We start from the raw sequence: 15,744 nt of genomic DNA, 5'->3' as shown, positions 1-15,744 counted from the left end.
CGGAATCTACCCGGGCCCCAGCGCCGGCAGGCAGGGAACCACGAGGGATGAAAGCCCCCAGGCGTCCCGTTGCAACGCCCAATCCATGACGCAACCCCCTCCCGCCCCGCGCGCCTCGGACGCCTCCCCCGCCGCCTCGGGACTCAAGGGCCTCTTCGCCTCCCTGTGGCTGGCCGTGCGCGGCTCCACCGAGGACCTGGCCACCGGGCCCGTGGACCGCGCCTTCCTGCTGCTGTCCGTCCCCATGGTGCTGGAGATGGTGATGGAGTCCATCTTCGCCCTGGTGGACGTGCTCTTCGTGTCGCGCCTGGGCGCGGACGCCATCGCCACCGTGGGCCTCACCGAGTCCGTGCTCACGCTCTTCCAGACCGTGCCGCTGGGGCTCTCCATCGGCGCCACCGCGCTCATCGCCCGCCGCATCGGCCAGAAGGATCCGGAGCGCGCCGCGAGCACCGCCGTGCAGGCCCTGGGGCTGGGGCTGGCCCTGGCCGTGCCGCTGGCGCTCGCGGGCTGCCTCTTCGCGCGCCCGCTCCTCATCGCGCTGGGCGCCGCGCCCGGCGTGGTGGCGCAAGGCACTTCCTACACGCGGCTGATGCTGGGCGGCTTCCCCATCATCATGCTGCTGTTCCTCATCAGCGCCATCCTGCGCGGCGCGGGGGACGCGGCCACCTCCATGCGCGCGCTGTGGCTGGCCAACTCCGTGAACATCGTGCTCGCGCCGCTGTTCATCTTCGGCCTGGGCCCCGTGCCCGCCATGGGCGTCACCGGCGCGGCGCTGGCCACCACCGTGGGCCGCTCCACCGGCGTGCTGTATCAGCTGTACCGGCTGCTCAAGGGCAGCGGACGTCTGGAGTTGCGCCGCGGGCACCTGCGCGTGGAGCCGTCCACGCTGCGCTCCCTGCTCAGGCTGTCCGGCGGCGCCATCCTCCAGTCGCTCCTGGGCATGTCCAGCTGGCTCGTGCTGATGCGCATCGTGGCCACCTTCGGCAGCACGGCGCTCGCGGGCTACACGCTGGCCATGCGCATCCTGCTCTTCGCGCAGCAGCCATCGTGGGGCCTGTCCCACGCGGCGGGCACGCTGGTGGGCCAGAGCCTGGGCGCGGGCGACACCGACCGGGCCGAGCGCGCCGCGTGGCGCGCCAGCTTCTACACGCTCGGCTTCCTGGGCGCGGTGGCGGTGGGCTTCCTCGTCTTCGCCGAGCCCCTCATCCACCGCTTCACCTCCGAACCGGAGGTGGCCCTGCACGCCGCGCGCTGCCTGCGCATCGTCAGCTGCAGCCTGGCCCTCTACGCCTTCGTCACCGTGCTGCCTCACGCCTTCAACGGCGCGGGGGACACCACCACGCCCACCGTGGTGAACGGCCTCTTCTCCTGGGGCCTCCAGCTGCCCCTGGCGTGGATCCTCTCCCATCCGCTGGGCTGGGGCCCCACGGGCGCGTTCGTCGCCATCGCCGTCACCTACGGCGCGCTGGGGTTGGCCAGCGCCGCCCTCTTCCGACGCGGAGGCTGGAAGCTGCGGCACGTTTGATGCCGGCCCCCGCCAGCGGACAATCCACACGGTCCAGGGGCTGAGTTGAAAGCGCTCGCCCACATGCCGACTTTCCCTGGACTCTCGCAGCGTGTGCGTGCCGGGCGCGACCCGGACACCGGGGGCTCCCGCAACCCCGGAGCGCCCCCGGACGCACCGCCGCGAGCTCCGGGGTGCCGCGGTCGCGGGGGGGCTTCACACATGGCGGGCAACGAGCGGTTGGGCGTGGCGATTGTGGGTCTGGGTGGAGCGGTGGCCACCACGGCGGTGGCGGGCATGGAGCTGCTGCGCCAGGGGCGGGTGGACACCCGGGGCCTGCCGCTCGCGGGCGTGAAGGGGCTGGGGCTGGTGGAGTACGGCGCCCTGACGTTCGGAGGTTGGGACCTGTTCGAGGAGGACCTGGTCCAGGCGGCGCGCCACCACGCGGTGCTCACCGAGGCCCAGTTGGAGGCGGTGGCCCCCACGCTGGGCCGCATGCGCCCGTGGCCCGCGGCCTCCAACACGAAGTTCTGCAAGAACGTCGTCGGCACGGCCGTGAAGCAGGCGCGCTCCCTGCGCGAGCAGGTGCAGGTCCTCCGCGACGACCTCACCCGCTTCAAGAAGGACGAGCGGCTGGACCGCGTGGTGGTGGTGAACCTGGCCTCCACGGAGAAGAGCGTGGACCCCACCCGTCCGGAGTTCGCCACGCCGGAGTCCTTCGAGAAGGCCCTGGACGCGAACGCCCCGGACATCGGCCCGGCGATGCTCTACGCGTACGCGGCCATCGTGGACGGCATCCCCTTCGCCAACTTCACGCCCAGCGTCGCCTCGGACATCCCCGCGCTGCTCGCGCTCGCGAAGCGCACCGGCGCACCGCTCGCGGGCAAGGACGGCAAGACGGGCCAGACGCTGCTCAAGACGGTGCTCGCCCCCGCGCTGCGCGACCGCGCGCTGCACGTGGACGGCTGGTACTCCACCAACATCCTGGGCAACCGCGACGGCGAGGCGCTCGACGACCCGGCGTCGAAGCAGAACAAGCTCGACACCAAGGGCGCCGCCCTGGACAGCATCCTTGGCTACAAGGTCCAGGACCACATCGTTCAAATCCAGTACTACCGCCCGCGCGGGGACAACAAGGAGGCCTGGGACAACATCGACGTCACGGGCTTCCTGGGGCAGCCCATGCAGCTCAAGCTCAACTTCCTCTGCAAGGACTCCATCCTCGCCGCGCCGCTCGTCGTGGAGCTGGCGCGCACGCTGGACCTGGCCAGGCGCCGTGGCGAGGGCGGCGTCATCGACGCGCTGGGGTGCTTCTTCAAGGCCCCCATGTCGCCGGATGGCCAGCCCGTCGAGCACGCCATGGCCGAACAGCAGCGCCACCTGATGGCGTGGCTGGCCCAGGGCCGCGCGCACCAGGTGGAGCGCGCCCCGGAACGCCTCAGGGGCTGACACCACCATGAACGCACCCGCGCGTGACACGGCGGCGGCCCCAGGCCGCCTGGCGGAGCTCCGTCCGCTGCTCTCGGAGCTGATGGACCTCAAGCGCCTGCGCACCCCGGACCATCCGGATGGACTGGCCGCGCACGGCTTCCGGCGCGCATGGGCGGCCCTCGCCTCCGGCGTGGACCCGGGAGCCGTGGCGCTCCAGGAGACGGCGCGCGCGGTGGCCGCGGTGAGGCTGGGCGGCCTGGACGCGGACGTCCTCCTGCGGGCCGGACTGTCCTCCGGGGACGTCGCGCGGGTCCTGCACCGGGGCCTGGACGCGGTGGCGGGACCGCTGGAGTCCGACCTGCGGGAGCGGCTGTCCCTGGCGCTCACGCAAACACCTGATGCGCCCCACGCGCCTCCGCCCGCGTTCGTGGAGCGGCTGGTGCGGCAACCCCGCGCCGGGGCCACGTTCCCCGGGCGGGCGCGACTCCTCGTCCCCCCACAGGAAGGGCACGCGGACCACTGCTACGCGGTGGCGGTGGGCGCGGTGCTCGTCTCCTCCCGGTTCGGCGCGGCCCCCTCCCTGCCCTTCCTGGCGGGCCTGTCGCATCACCTCTTCAACGCGGTGCTGCCGGACGCGGGCTACGGCGGCGAGGCGCTCTTGGGGGACCTGCTGGAGCCCCTGATGAGGCGCCACACGGAGGCGGCCCTGGCCTCGCTTCCGGTCCGGCTCTCCAAGGCCGTGCGGCAGGCGCTGACGCTCACCGGCAACGTGGACTCCCCGGAGGCGCGCGCCTTCAACGCCGCGGACGCGCTGGACCGCGCGCTGGAGCTGGAGGCCCATGCCCGCGCGGCGGGGTTCACCCTGCGCCAGGCGATGGAGGACCTGGAGCTCATCCACCCCGGCCCCCTGCGGACGTTCGGCGACGACGTCCTCCGCGAAGCGACGGTGTGGCCATGAGCCGGCGGTCCACGGCCAGCGGAGGGGCGCGGGCGCGGCGCTCCACGCGCGCTCGGCGGTGGCGGCGGCTGAACCTTCCGGAGAGGTGGTGACCATGTTGGAGGCGAGGCCAGCAGCCCACAAGTTGGGCTGGGCGGTGGTGGGCTGCGGTTGGGTGGCGCGGGACTACGTCATCCCGGCGCTCCAGGGGTCCCGCAACGCGCGGCTGGTGGCGCTGTGCGACTCGGACGCGGAGGCGCTGATCCGCATCCAGGCGGACGGCGCCGTCCGGCACACCGCGCTGGGGTCGGTGCTGGCGGACCGGAGCGTGGAGGCCGTCTACATCGCCACGCCCAACCACCTGCACGCGGCGATGACGGAGGCCTGCGCGGCGGCGGGCAAGCACGTGCTGTGCGAGAAGCCCATGGCCGTCACGCCGCAGGAGGCCCTGCGCATGGTGGTGGCCTGTCAGCGCGGGCGCGTGCACTACGCCACCGCGTTCGACCAGCGCCACCACGCGGCGCACCGCAGGCTGCGCACGCTGGTGAAGGAGGGCGTGCTGGGCACCGTCACCCAGGCGCGCATCCACTACGCGTGCTGGCTGCCCGCGGACTGGACCCCGAGCAACTGGCGCATCGACCCGGAGCAGGCCGGAGGGGGCGCGATGATCGACCTGGCGCCGCACGGGCTGGACCTGCTGGAGATGGTGCTGGGGGATGAGTGGCAGTCGCTCACCGCGATGACGCAGCGGCGCGTGCACGGCTACCCGGTGGACGACGGCGCGGTGCTGATGGGCCAGTTCAAGAGCGGCACGCTGGGGCTCCTGCAGGTGGCCTACAACTGCCCGGACGCGTACCCCCGGCGCACGCTGGAGCTCATCGGCACCCGGGCGCGCGCGCTGGCGTACAAGACGATGGGGCAGACGCCCGGCGGTTCGCTGTCGCTCACCGACGCGAGGTCGGGCGAGGAGACGTGGATCCACCTGTCCCCGGACGAGGACCGGAGCCCCTTCCTCCACCAGCTGGAGTCCTTCTCGGCCTGCGTGCTGGACGGCCGTCCGCAGCCCTTCTCCCCCGACCGCGACGTGCGCCTCGTGGGGCTCCTGTCCCGGGCGAACCACTCTGGGAGGGCGTTTCCGCCATGCCATTGATCCGCTATGCCTGCACCCACTGCGGCACCTGGCAGCCGGGGTTCCCGCGCGAGCGGCCCACGGCCTGCCCCACCTGCCTGGACGTGCGCAACGCGCTGCCGCGCGACGGCTGGGACTTCCAGACGGCGGGGCAGGTGTCGGAGCGGCTGAGCACGCGCTGGGAGGAGGCGCTGCCCGGCATCTGGGCCTTCTCCTGCACGCCGCACTTCGGCCTGGGGTCCACGGGGTGGCTCCTGCGCAGGCCGGAAGGCAACGTCGTCTTCGAGGGCGCGCCCTGGTATTCGCGGCCCGCGCTGGAGTTCCTGGAGGTGATGGGCGGCATCCAGGTGCTGTCCGCGTCGCACCCGCACGGCTTCGGGGCGCTGTGGCAGCTCCAGGAGCACTTCGATCCGCTGCTCGTCCTGCACCGGGACGCGGTTCAATACAGCAAGGCCTTCCAGGTGCGCTGGCCGGTGGATGACGAACACGAGCTGGCGCCAGGGCTGACGCTGCACTGCGTGGCGGGCCACTACGAAGGGCAGACGGTGCTGTACGACGCGCGCACCCGCTCGCTGTTCTGCGGCGACGCGCTGAAGGTGGACATGGACGCGCGCGGCCGCCCCACGGGGCTGTCGTGTCACAAGGGCTTCCACTACGCGATCCCGCTGAGCCACGCGGAGCTGCGCCGCTACCGCGCGGTGTTCAAGCAGCTGCCGTTCGAGAACGTCTTCACTCCGTTCGAGTTCGCGCGGGGCGTCACCCGCGACCACGCGCTGGCGCTGTTCGACCGGCTGCTCTCCGGCATGCCGCACACCCGTCCCCTGCCGTTGGAGGAGCTGTCATGAGCGTCGCCCGAGCCCTGGATGCCTATCACCGCGCCGTGTCGACCGGCGCGCTTCAAGTCTTCCGCATCGACCCCATCGACCGGATGGGAGTCCCGGTGGTCTCCGCCAGCCTGCGCATCGGGACCGGCCCTGGCGCCGCGCTGCACGGCAACGGCTACGGCCGCACCGAAGACGAGGCCCGCGTCGGCGCGATGGGCGAGCTGGTGGAGGAGACCTTCTGCGAGTACGCGATGCTCCGGATGCCGCGCATTCACGGCAGCTACGCCGCGCTGGTGCGCGCGCGAGGGCCCACGGCGGTGGCGGACCCGCTCACGCTGGGGCTGCCCGCGGGCAGTCCGTACCGGCCGGACCTGCCGCTCGTCTGGGTGGAGGTGCAGCGGCTGTCCACCGGAGAGCGCGTGCTGGTGCCGGAGGAGTACGTCGCCATCCACCCGGGGCAGTTGCAGGGCCGCTCGCCGCTCATCACGCCCATCACCAACGGCCAGGGCGCGGGGCTGACGCGGCCCCAGGCGCTGTCGCACGGCCTGCTGGAGCTGCTCCAGCGCGACGGCAACGGGCTTCAGTACCGCGCCATGGACCAGGGCGTGGTGCTGGACCTGGGAGGCGCGCAGCTGGCGCCGGACGTGCGCGAGCTGCTGGAGCGCTACCGGCGCGCGGGGGTGGAGGTGATGGCGAAGCTGGCGGGCACGGACTTCGGCATGGTCAACCTGTACGTGGTGGGCCGAGACATGTCCGTGGGGGACCCGCCGCTGATGATGACGGCGTGTGGCGAGGCGGCGGATCCGGACCGGGACCGGGCGCTGCGCAAGGCGCTGCTGGAGTACGCCTGTTCGCGGGCGCGCAAGGCGTTCATGCACGGACCGCTGAGCGCGGTGGCCCGGGTCGCGACGCAGGAATACATGGACCGCTTCGTGCCGCTGGTGGACCTGGGCGCGGAGGAGCCGCGCGCGCTGAACGCGATGGTGGAGTGGGCGCGGATGCCGGCCGCGGCGCTGCGCGAGCTGACGGCGTGCACGCTGATGACGCGGAAGACGGTGCGCTTCGAGGACCTGCCCCGGGCGCCCATGGCGGAGGACCCGTCGCTGCGGTGCGACCACGTGGTGCGGCAGCTCCACGCGGCGGGCTTCGACATCCTGATCGCGGACCTGTCGCCGCCGGGCCGTCAGGTGCACGTGGTGAAGGTGCTGGTGCCGGGGCTGGAGGTGGAGACGATGACGTACAACCGCATCGGTGAGCGCAACGCCGCGCGGCTGCTGGAGCGACGGGATCCGCTGGTGGGGATGGGGGCGCCACCGCCGGGAGCGCAGCCGGTGCGGCTGACGCCGGAGGCCGAGGAGCGGCTGGGTGGACCCGTCTGGTTCAACGCGCGGCTGGCGGAGGCGCGCGTGGGGCGCCTGTACGCGCTCTACCGGGAGCCGGACCGCCACGCGGTGCCGGCGGTGCTCGCGAGCCGCCGCTTCGGGGGGCAGTGAGCCATGGCGCTGCGCTTCGCGTACAACACCAACGGCGTGGCCCACCACCGCTTCGAGGACGCGCTGCGCCTCATCGCGGACAGCGGGTACGACGGCGTGGCGCTGACGTTGGACCACCACCACTTCGACCCGTTCGCGCCGGACTTCGAGCAGCGGGCCGGGCAGCTCGCCGCGCTGCTGGAGCGGCTGGGCCTGGGGCTGGTGGTGGAAACGGGGGCGCGCTTCCTGCTGGACCCGCGCAGGAAGCACGAGCCCACGCTCATCACGCCGGAGGAGGCGGGCCGGGCGCGGCGTCTGGAGTTCCTGAAGCGCGCGGTGGACGTCTGCGCGACGTGCCGGGGAGAGGCCGTGTCCTTCTGGGCGGGCGTGCCCCGGCCCGGGGTGACGGAAGAGGCCGCCTGGCCATGGCTGGTGGACGGGGTGGCCCGGCTGTCGGAGTACGCGGCGTCGCGCGGCGTGGTGCTGGCGGTGGAGCCGGAGCCGGGGATGCTGGTGGAGACCGTGGACGGCTGGGGACGGCTGCACGCCCGGGTGGAGGCGGCGGGGGCGCCCCCGGTGCGGCTGGCGCTGGACGTGGGGCACCTGCTGGTGACGCAGGAGCGGGCGCCCGCGGAGGCGGTGCGCGAGTTCGCGCCGGTGCTGGGCACGGTGGCGCTGGAGGACATGAAGCGCGGCGTGCATGAGCACCTGCCGTTTGGCGAGGGGGACGTGGACGTGCCGTCGGTGCTGCGGGAGCTGATGCGCGCGGGCTACGACCGGCTGGTGTGCGTGGAGCTGTCCCGGGATGCGCACCGGGCGCACGAGCTGGTGCCCGGGGCGCTGGAATGGTTGAGGGCGCGCCTGCCGACAGGCGCGGAGGTGGCGGCGTGAACAACGTGAACCGGCTGCGGATCTGCTTCATCTCCCGGCGCTTCTTCCCGGCGATCTCGGGGATGAGCGTCTATGCGCTGAACCTGGTGCGGGAGCTGGTCGCGTGCGGGCATGACGTGACGATGGTGAGCCAGTACCGCAACGACCCCGCGGGCATGGCGGTGTACGGGGGCGGGCCGCCGCCGGGGATTCCGGGCGCGCACGTGCTGGGGTGTGAGTCCCGGGGGGAGCAGCGCATCAACCAGGGCCACCCCGCGAGCTTCGAGCAGGACGTGGAGGACCTGGTGGGCACGGTGATTCGCGAGCACCGGCGCCGGCCGTTCGACCTCGTCCACGCGCAGTACGGCTACCCGTGCGGACTGGCGGCGCTGGAGGCGGCGCGGCGTCTGGGATTGCCCAACATCGTCTCCATCCAGGGAGGCGACGGACACTGGGTGGGGACGTGCTGTGGGACGCACAAGCAGGCGATGCTCGCGGTGCTGGGCCACGCGGGGGCGCTCCTGATTGGCAGCAGGTCCTTCGCGGAGGAGGTGCGAGCGCACCACGGCACGCCGCTGGAGCGGTTCACCATCGTCCCGGGGGCCACGGATCCGCGGCGCTTCCATCCGAGGAGTGAGTCGAGGCTCGGGGAGCTGCGGGAGGTGCCGGTGTGGCTGTACCACGGCCGGGTGGACGCGCGGAAAGGCGTGCTGGAGCTGCTGGACGCGGTGAAGCGGCTGGTGGCGGAGGGGCGGCGCCTGAAGCTGCGGGTGTCTGGGATGGGCCCGGACGTGGAGGCGGTGCGCGCGCGGGTGGAGGCGGAGGGGCTCCGGGGCACGGTGGAGCTCACGGGCGCGTCCACCTACTCGGAGGCACCGGACCTGTACCGGAGCGGGGACCTGTTCGTGTCGCCCACGCATTCGGAGGGGTTCTCCAACACGTTGCTGGAGGCGATGGCGTCGGGGTTGCCCATCGTGTCGACGAAGGCGGTGGGCGTGGTGGACTGCCTGGAGGACGGGCGGGACGGGCTGTTGGTCCCGCCGAAGGACAGCGTCGCGCTGGCGGAGGCGATGGGGCGGCTGATGGACGACGCGCCGCTGCGAAGGCGGCTGGCGGTGACGGCGCTGCGAGAGGTGCGGGAGCTGTACTCGTGGCGGTCGGTGGGGCGGAGGATTCAAGGGGTCTACACGGAGCTGACGGGCACTCGGCCGGACACGCGGTGGACGCACCTGTACGACCCCACGACGACGGAGGCGAGCGCGGATCCCTCGTGCCGGTTCCGGGCGGCGCCGCACTTGTTATGAGCACGGCCCTGTTCGTGTCGCCGCACCTGGACGACGTGGCCTTCTCCTGCGGGGGCACGCTTTCGGCGTTGAAGGCGAAGGGGTGGACGGTGGCGCTCGTCACCGTCTTCACGCGGTCGGTGCGGGAGCCGCGGGGCTTCGCGCTGGAGTGCCAGACAGCGAAGGGGTTGGGGCCGGAGGTGGACTACATGGCCCTGAGGCGCGAGGAGGATCGGGTCTTCGCGCAGCGGCTGGGCGTGGACCTCACGGTGTGGGGAGAGTTGGAGGAAGCGCCGCACCGGGGTTACGCGAGCGCGGAGGCGCTGTTCCGGCCGCCGCGACTGGACGACGCCATCGAAGCGGCCGTGGCGCGGTGCCTGCGGCCGGTGTTGTGGGAGCTGAAGCCGGACCGGGTCTTCGTGCCGCAGGCGCTGGGAAGCCACGTGGACCACGTGCAGGTGGTGCGGGCGGTGCAGGGGTTGGGCATCCCGTCGAACCGCGTCTTGTATTACCGGGACATGCCCTACGCCGTGCGCCAGCCGGACGCGAAGCCAGACGCGGCCGTGCCACCGGGGCTCGGCGCCCTGATGGTGGACATCACGGAGCACCTGGAGCGGAAGGTGGAGGGCTGTGCCTGCTACGGCACGCAGCTGGCGTTCCAGTTCGGAGGGGAGGAAGGGGTCGCGCCCCTGCTCAAGGCCTTCCACGAACGGGAAGCGGAGGCCCACGGAAGGACCGGCGCCGCGGAGGTCTTCCTGACGGAGGCGGTCAGCTGAGGGGCCGGAGGGGATGCAACAAGCCCGCGTCGAGGAGCACCTGTTGCACCTCCGCGGCCAGCCGGACGTGCTCCGGGTTCGTCACCGTGAACCGCTCCGGCGTGAGGATGACCAGCGTGCCCAGGTCTCCCACGGGCTCGACGCGCACGGGCGCCGGGAGCGGAGGCACGGGTCCGCGTTGGCGGGAGAAGTAGGTCATCCAGCCAGTGAAGGTGCCTACGGTCGCGGAAGTCGAGATCAGGTCCCTGTGTTGCTCGGACGTCACGACGCCCCACTCCGGGTCCCAACTCAGGACCATCGCGAGCAGGGACTCGGACAGGACGGAGGCCGTCAGCACGCGTTCCGCGACAGCGCCTCCTCGAAGTCACGGGCGCTGACCCGCACGCGCCCATCCCACGTCCGAGGCGCGTACTCCCGCGTCCGCCCCTCCGTGCGCAGTCGCACCGTGGGCCCGCTGGCGCAGCCCACCCAGAGCACCCAGAGCATCATCCAACACAGGGACCGTCCCCATACCGTGAGCCCGCGCGCGGTCATTCCTTCATTACGATTCCGTCGCCACCTGCCTGCCGAGCCCTTTCACTCCAGCCGTCAACCCGGGGCCTCCGCGACCTGCTTCAACCATCGTCCACGGGCCCGGCTCCCTCGACCGGCAACGATCGGGAACCCGAGCGCCGGGCTTCCCGCACGTCCTGCCCCATCCCTACCCCCAGCGGCATGCACACCGTGAAGCGTGAAATCGTTCTCGCCCGGAGGCGCCGATGACACGCCAGCAACCGAACTCCCCTTCAAACCCAACCAAGACTTCGAGCGCTGCGCCTCCCTTCTTCCCAGAGGCCTTCCGCGAAGGCGACGAGGACGTCAACGGCACCCGCATCCACTTCGTCATCGGGGGCAAGGGAAGCCCCGTCCTGCTCCTGCACGGCTACGCCCAGACACACCTCATGTGGTGGCGAGTGGCGCCGGAGCTCGCGAGGAACCACACCGTCATCATCCCCGACCTGCGCGGCGCCGGTGACTCCTCCGCCCCCGCGCAGGGCTACGACAAGGAGATCATGGCCCGCGACATGCGCGCGCTGGTGAAGAAGCTCGGGTTCGACAAGGTCTCCGTCGTGGGCCACGACATCGGGCTGATGGTCGCGTACGCCTATGCCGCCCAGTTCCCCGACGAGGTCGAACGCCTCGCCGTCCTGGACGCCTTCCTGCCCGGCATCGAGCCCTGGTCCGACCAGGTCATGCGCCGCACGGACGTGTGGCACTTCTCCTTCAACGGCCCCACCGCGGAGAAGCTGGTGCAGGGACGCGAGCGCATCTACCTCGACCACTTCTGGACCGACATGGCCGCCAATGCCCAGGCCATCGGCGAGGCCGAGCGACAGGCCTATACGCGGGCCTACGCGGCCCCGGGCCGACTCCACTCGACGTGGGGCTACTTCCAGGCGTTCGACCAGGACAAGAAGGACTTCCGCGAGCTGGCCCGAAACAAGCTCCCCATGCCCGTCCTCGTCATCGGGGGAGACAAGTCCATGGGCGAACCCCTCACCGCGCAGATGCGCGCGGTCGCGACCCAGGTCGAACCCCACATCCTCAAGGACACCGGCCACTGGGTCTCCGAAGAGCGCCCGGACGAAGTCCGCAAGCTCCTCGGTGACTTCCTCCAGGCCTGACGAGAGCGCCAGGGGCCGTGAAGGAGCGCCCCTTCACGCCCCCCACGCCTGCGTGCCCCCTCAGGCGCCAAAGCCTCCCAGCGCCGTGCGGCTGAAGCTCGCGGCCCCCTGGCTCACGCGCACGGCGGACTGGCTGAACACCTGGAACGCCGCGCGGATCTCCTGGGCGCTCTGCCCGGGCGTGAGGATCCACCGGTCCGCGATGCCCATCTCCTGGAACACCCGCCGGAAGTCCGTCACCCCATCGTCGATGCCCATCGCCGCCACGATGTGGTTCTCCACCCGGTGCAGGTCCTTCACCAGCGCCGCCACGTCCTTCGCGCGCGCCTTCTGTGAGCCCTGGTCCGAGCCGTCGGTGATCAGCAGCGTCACCGTGCGCACCGGCACCCCGTTGGCGCTGAACTCCTGCGCCTTCGCCAGCACCGTCCCCAGCAGCACCACCGCCTGGTCATACAGCGGCGTCCCCAAATCCGCCGAGTAGTTCCCCGAGTGCATCCGCACCACGTCCTCCAGCGGCCGGAACGGATTGAGCACATGCCCGTTCAGGTAGCGCGTGTGGAACAGCACGCCGTCCTTCTGCTGGCTCGCGAGCAGCGCCTCCAGCACCAGGTTGTGCCCGTCGCACACCGTCTTCGTGTGCCCCGAGTGCGAGATGCTCCCGGAGTCATCCGGCATCACCGTCACCAGCACCACCTCGCTCGCCTGCACGTCGTCCACGTGGATGCCCAGGCCCGCCTGGATCTGCGCCCCCAGGTCCACCACCGTCAGCGCCTGCAACGCCGCGGGGCTCAGCACGCCCTCCGCGTGCGCATCCTCGAAGAGCTTCTGGACCCCGCCACCATTCGCCTTGCTCATGTCCGTGTCTCCTTTCGTGTCCAACCCAAAGCCAGACGTCACGCCAGATGCAGGTCGGGCCAGCTCGCCAGCGGGTCCGTGGACTTCACCAGGTGCATGCCCGCGTCCGCGAAGCGCTTGAGCGCCGCGTCCGCCTGCGGCGTGAAGTCCGCCGCGAAGCCGCCCTTGCCGTCCGGCACCGTCACGGACGACATGCAGTCCGTCAGCAGGTACACCTTGCGCGCCAGCGCCGCGTCCTGCGCGACGATCTCCCCCAGCAGGTCGTCGATGGAGCTCTTCACGCAGTGGCTGGCGGCCTGCCCGCCAATCACCACCGCGTCCGACGTGAGCAGCGTCTTCAGGAACTGCGTGTTGCGCTGCGCGAGCGGCTGGCCGTCATGCCGCATCAGCACCTCCGGCCGCAGCACCGAGTAGTTCTCCGTCAGCGGGTTGCCGCCCTTCACCTCCGCCCACGACTGCACGCCGCGCGCGAACGAGTGGAACAGCCGCGCCTCCTGCACCACGCCCGCCAGCGCGTGCCCGTCACTGCCCAGCAAGCAGTGCGGCGGCCACAGGTAAAGCGTGTACTTCCCCGCCCGCTCCAGCTCCTCGCAGTAGTACTTCACCTGCTTGAGCAGCCACGGGTAGTTGCCGCCGCACAGCCACTTCGCCACCGCCGGGTTCGGCCGCGCCTGCCCGCGCTCGAGCTGCTCGCGCGTCACCTCGCGGTACGGCTGGAGCGGCTGGTCGTCCTGGTCCACCCAGAAGGACGGGAAGAAGATCTGGTAGGCGAAGTGGGTGTCCAGCGTCGCGGTGACGTTCGTCAGCGTCCCCAGGTTCCGGTAGATGAACTCCGCGATGCGGCGGTTGTCGTCGATGGCGCCCCGGCCGCTGCGCCCCGCCACGTACAGCGAGCCATCCGGGAAGCAGAAGTCCTTCTGCACGTCGATGAGCAGCAGGTGCAGGTTGAAGCGGTCCGTGGCCGCCGCCTTCACGCCCTGCGCCGCCTTCCACGCCCCGGCCTCGCGCTGGAGCTTCCCGGCGTTCGGCCCGTAGCCGTACTCGGCGGCGTGGTGGGAATCGTAGAACCCGGGCAGCGGCAATTGCTTCGCGGTCGTCTTCGTCATGTCCAGCCCCCTTGTGTGTCTCAGTTCATCCGCAACACGGTGAGGTCCTGCGCCCCCACCACCATCAATCCCTCTCGCGACAGCAGCAGCTGGCAGCCCGCGTCCACGAAGGGCTCCGCGTCCGGGAACTCGCGCACCGCCTCCAGCCGCCCCTGCCGGTGCTCCACGCGCGTCAGCCCCGCGTCCGTGGCGCAGAAGAGCGCGCCCCCCACGGCGCACTTCCCTCGCAGCGTCCCCAGCCACGAGCCATCCCCCGCGTCGGCCCGGGCGCTCGCGCGCACGGCCCCATCCAGCCCCAGCAGCACCGCGTGGTGCACCGTGCGCCCGCCGGACTCCTCCGCGAGCAGCAGCCACACCGTGTCACCGTCGAACACGGCCTCCGCGTCCAGCAGCTGCCCCGATGGCCACGGCAGCGCGAGCCCGTCCCTCAAGCCCTTGCGCTCCACGTCGAACACGAAGGCCCCCCGCAGCCCCGCGGCGCGGTGGAAGCCCAGTCCGAACCGGGGCCCCACGAACAGCCGCGTCTGCCCTTGCAGCACGTCCCCCCACCGCTCGGGCCCATACGTCCCGTCCCGCCACAGGCCGCCGCCCACCGCCCAGAACCGGTGTCCGGCGTGGGCCGCGAACACCGGCCGGTTTTCACAGACATCCACGCCCAGGAACTCCGGCCCCTGGCCCCGCGCGAACACCGCCACCCGCCCACCCTGCCCCAGCAGCGTCACGTCCCCCTGCACCGCCCAGCGCAGCGTCGGGTCCAGCGCGCCGCGCATCACCGTGCGCCCGTCCTCGCGCCGGTAGGCACCCTCCGCGTGGTAGACGAAGCGCACCGTCCCCGCCTCCGCGCTCACGTGCACCATCGCGCCCCGGGTCGTGAACCTCCGCGTCGCCACCACCTGCCCGCGCACCGCCGTCACCGGCGTGGCCGCCACCGTGGCGTGCGGCTGGCAGGTGGGGCACGCGGCCCGCGCGTGCTCCACCCCACACGATGCGCACACCGTGAAGCGCAAGGCCTCCAGCACCGGCAGCGGGAACGCGCCGCGCAGGTCCTCCACGAACACCTGGTGGAACAGGTGCAACACCTCATCCGGCAGCGTGGCCCGAGGCAGCGCGGGCTTGGGGTACTGCACGTCCGGATGGAACACCGTGACGCGCTGGAGCAGCCGCCCCACCGCGTTCAGCCGCGCGCCCTGCGCCTTCGGCTTGTGGATGCCGCCCTGCGGCCCCACGCACAGCAGCGACTGCATCACGGTGACAGCGAAGGCATACCAATCACTCTCCACCGTCGCCGGCCGAGCCGGCGACAGGGCCTGCGCGCCCGCGTCCAGCCGCAGGGGGTCCAGGAACTTCTCCGTGAACACCGGGCAGAGGTACGGACCGAACTGGAAGCTGTCCGCATCGATGAGGTACGCGTCCGTGCCCACCGTCAGCACGTTGAGGTCGTTGAAGTCCCCCACCACCACGCCGCTCGCGTGCACGGCCCCCAGCACGCGGTGCAGCCCCGCCAGCACCGTCACCGCGTCCGCGGCCCTGCCTCCCGCGCGCCGGAACGCCGGCTCCCCGAAGCGCCGCAGCGGCTCCACGCCATCCAGCCTGCGCATCGCATAGCCCAGCACCTCCACGCCCTCGCGGTCCGTGGCCAGCGCCTGCGGCGACACCACGCGCGCGGGCAGGCCCGTGGGGAACGCGCGCAGCTTGCGCTGGTGCTCCGCGAGCCGGGCCTTCGCCGCGGCCTGCTCGTGCGGAAGGCCCAGGTAGTCCGGGTGCTCCGGCCGCTTGAAGACCTTGAGGGCCCGCCCATCCCCCAGGTCATACACATCCGCCTCGCCCCCCTTGCCCAGCGCCCCCCGCGGATCCAACCGGACCTTCTTGCCTTCAACCCAGACGTCCATG

14 protein-coding genes and 1 pseudogene are annotated in these 15,744 nt (G+C 72.0%); 10 read left to right on the top strand and 5 right to left on the bottom strand.

What is annotated here, in order from left to right:
• Positions 1–85: 85 nt before the first annotated feature.
• The 9 genes from GTY96_RS14455 to GTY96_RS14415 all read left to right on the top strand — a co-directional run bounded on the left by GTY96_RS14455 (position 86) and on the right by GTY96_RS14415 (position 10,229).
• Positions 86–1,528, top strand: coding sequence for an MATE family efflux transporter (locus GTY96_RS14455; protein ID WP_161665034.1), 1,443 nt, complete (start codon positions 86–88; stop codon positions 1,526–1,528).
• 225 nt (positions 1,529–1,753) lie between these two features.
• Positions 1,754–2,956, top strand: a complete 1,203-nt coding sequence (locus tag GTY96_RS14450; RefSeq protein WP_328700875.1) for an inositol-3-phosphate synthase — start codon at positions 1,754–1,756, stop codon at positions 2,954–2,956.
• A gap of 7 nt (positions 2,957–2,963) precedes the next feature.
• On the top strand, positions 2,964–3,896 hold the full coding sequence (locus GTY96_RS14445) for a hypothetical protein (protein ID WP_161665032.1): 933 nt from the start codon (positions 2,964–2,966) through the stop codon (positions 3,894–3,896).
• Between the two features lie 94 nt (positions 3,897–3,990).
• Complete coding sequence (locus tag GTY96_RS14440; RefSeq protein ID WP_161665031.1) at positions 3,991–5,025, top strand: Gfo/Idh/MocA family protein; 1,035 nt, start codon at positions 3,991–3,993, stop codon at positions 5,023–5,025.
• Positions 5,016–5,849 (top strand): hypothetical protein, encoded by an 834-nt coding sequence (locus GTY96_RS14435; protein WP_143903427.1) that lies wholly within the window; start codon positions 5,016–5,018, stop codon positions 5,847–5,849. The genes GTY96_RS14440 and GTY96_RS14435 overlap by 10 nt, the downstream gene beginning before the upstream one ends.
• Positions 5,846–7,321 carry a YcaO-like family protein gene (locus tag GTY96_RS14430; protein ID WP_143903425.1) on the top strand — a complete coding sequence of 492 codons (1,476 nt, stop codon included), beginning with the start codon at positions 5,846–5,848 and terminating at the stop codon, positions 7,319–7,321. Before GTY96_RS14435 ends, GTY96_RS14430 begins: the two co-directional genes overlap by 4 nt.
• 3 nt (positions 7,322–7,324) lie before the next feature.
• Positions 7,325–8,191 (top strand): sugar phosphate isomerase/epimerase family protein, encoded by an 867-nt coding sequence (locus tag GTY96_RS14425; protein WP_143903423.1) that lies wholly within the window; start codon positions 7,325–7,327, stop codon positions 8,189–8,191.
• Positions 8,188–9,474 carry a glycosyltransferase family 4 protein gene (locus GTY96_RS14420; RefSeq protein WP_255442341.1) on the top strand — a complete coding sequence of 429 codons (1,287 nt, stop codon included), beginning with the start codon at positions 8,188–8,190 and terminating at the stop codon, positions 9,472–9,474. Before GTY96_RS14425 ends, GTY96_RS14420 begins: the two co-directional genes overlap by 4 nt.
• Complete coding sequence (locus tag GTY96_RS14415) at positions 9,471–10,229, top strand: PIG-L deacetylase family protein (RefSeq protein ID WP_161665030.1); 759 nt, start codon at positions 9,471–9,473, stop codon at positions 10,227–10,229. Before GTY96_RS14420 ends, GTY96_RS14415 begins: the two co-directional genes overlap by 4 nt.
• Here the strand turns inward: GTY96_RS14415 and GTY96_RS14410 are convergent.
• Both GTY96_RS14410 and GTY96_RS14405 read right to left on the bottom strand, forming a co-directional pair.
• Positions 10,222–10,566 carry an immunity 52 family protein gene (locus GTY96_RS14410; RefSeq protein ID WP_328700874.1) on the bottom strand — a complete coding sequence of 115 codons (345 nt, stop codon included), beginning with the start codon at positions 10,564–10,566 and terminating at the stop codon, positions 10,222–10,224. The genes GTY96_RS14415 and GTY96_RS14410 overlap by 8 nt on opposite strands.
• Before the next feature lie 5 nt (positions 10,567–10,571).
• Positions 10,572–10,763, bottom strand: a pseudogene (locus GTY96_RS14405) (AHH domain-containing protein); the annotation flags it as partial.
• A gap of 224 nt (positions 10,764–10,987) precedes the next feature.
• Here GTY96_RS14405 and GTY96_RS14400 point away from each other — a divergent pair.
• Positions 10,988–11,893 carry an alpha/beta fold hydrolase gene (locus tag GTY96_RS14400; RefSeq protein ID WP_161665029.1) on the top strand — a complete coding sequence of 302 codons (906 nt, stop codon included), beginning with the start codon at positions 10,988–10,990 and terminating at the stop codon, positions 11,891–11,893.
• A gap of 60 nt (positions 11,894–11,953) precedes the next feature.
• Here the strand turns inward: GTY96_RS14400 and GTY96_RS14395 are convergent, their stop codons facing one another.
• From GTY96_RS14395 to GTY96_RS14385, 3 genes are read right to left on the bottom strand one after another with little or no spacing between them, the layout of a single operon-like run.
• Positions 11,954–12,748, bottom strand: coding sequence for a hypothetical protein (locus GTY96_RS14395; RefSeq protein WP_143903409.1), 795 nt, complete (start codon positions 12,746–12,748; stop codon positions 11,954–11,956).
• Between the two features lie 38 nt (positions 12,749–12,786).
• A complete protein-coding gene (locus tag GTY96_RS14390) occupies positions 12,787–13,854 on the bottom strand; it encodes a cysteine hydrolase family protein (protein WP_143903407.1) in 1,068 nt (355 codons plus the stop codon).
• Between the two features lie 20 nt (positions 13,855–13,874).
• Complete coding sequence (locus GTY96_RS14385) at positions 13,875–15,743, bottom strand: hypothetical protein (RefSeq protein WP_161665028.1); 1,869 nt, start codon at positions 15,741–15,743, stop codon at positions 13,875–13,877.
• Position 15,744: the final 1 nt, after the last annotated feature.

Origin of the sequence: Corallococcus silvisoli, assembly GCF_009909145.1 — a bacterium.
Lineage (GTDB): Bacteria > Myxococcota > Myxococcia > Myxococcales > Myxococcaceae > Corallococcus > Corallococcus silvisoli.
The sequence above is the reverse complement of the archived record's forward strand: the minus strand, read 5'-3'. Positions and strand labels throughout refer to the sequence as shown.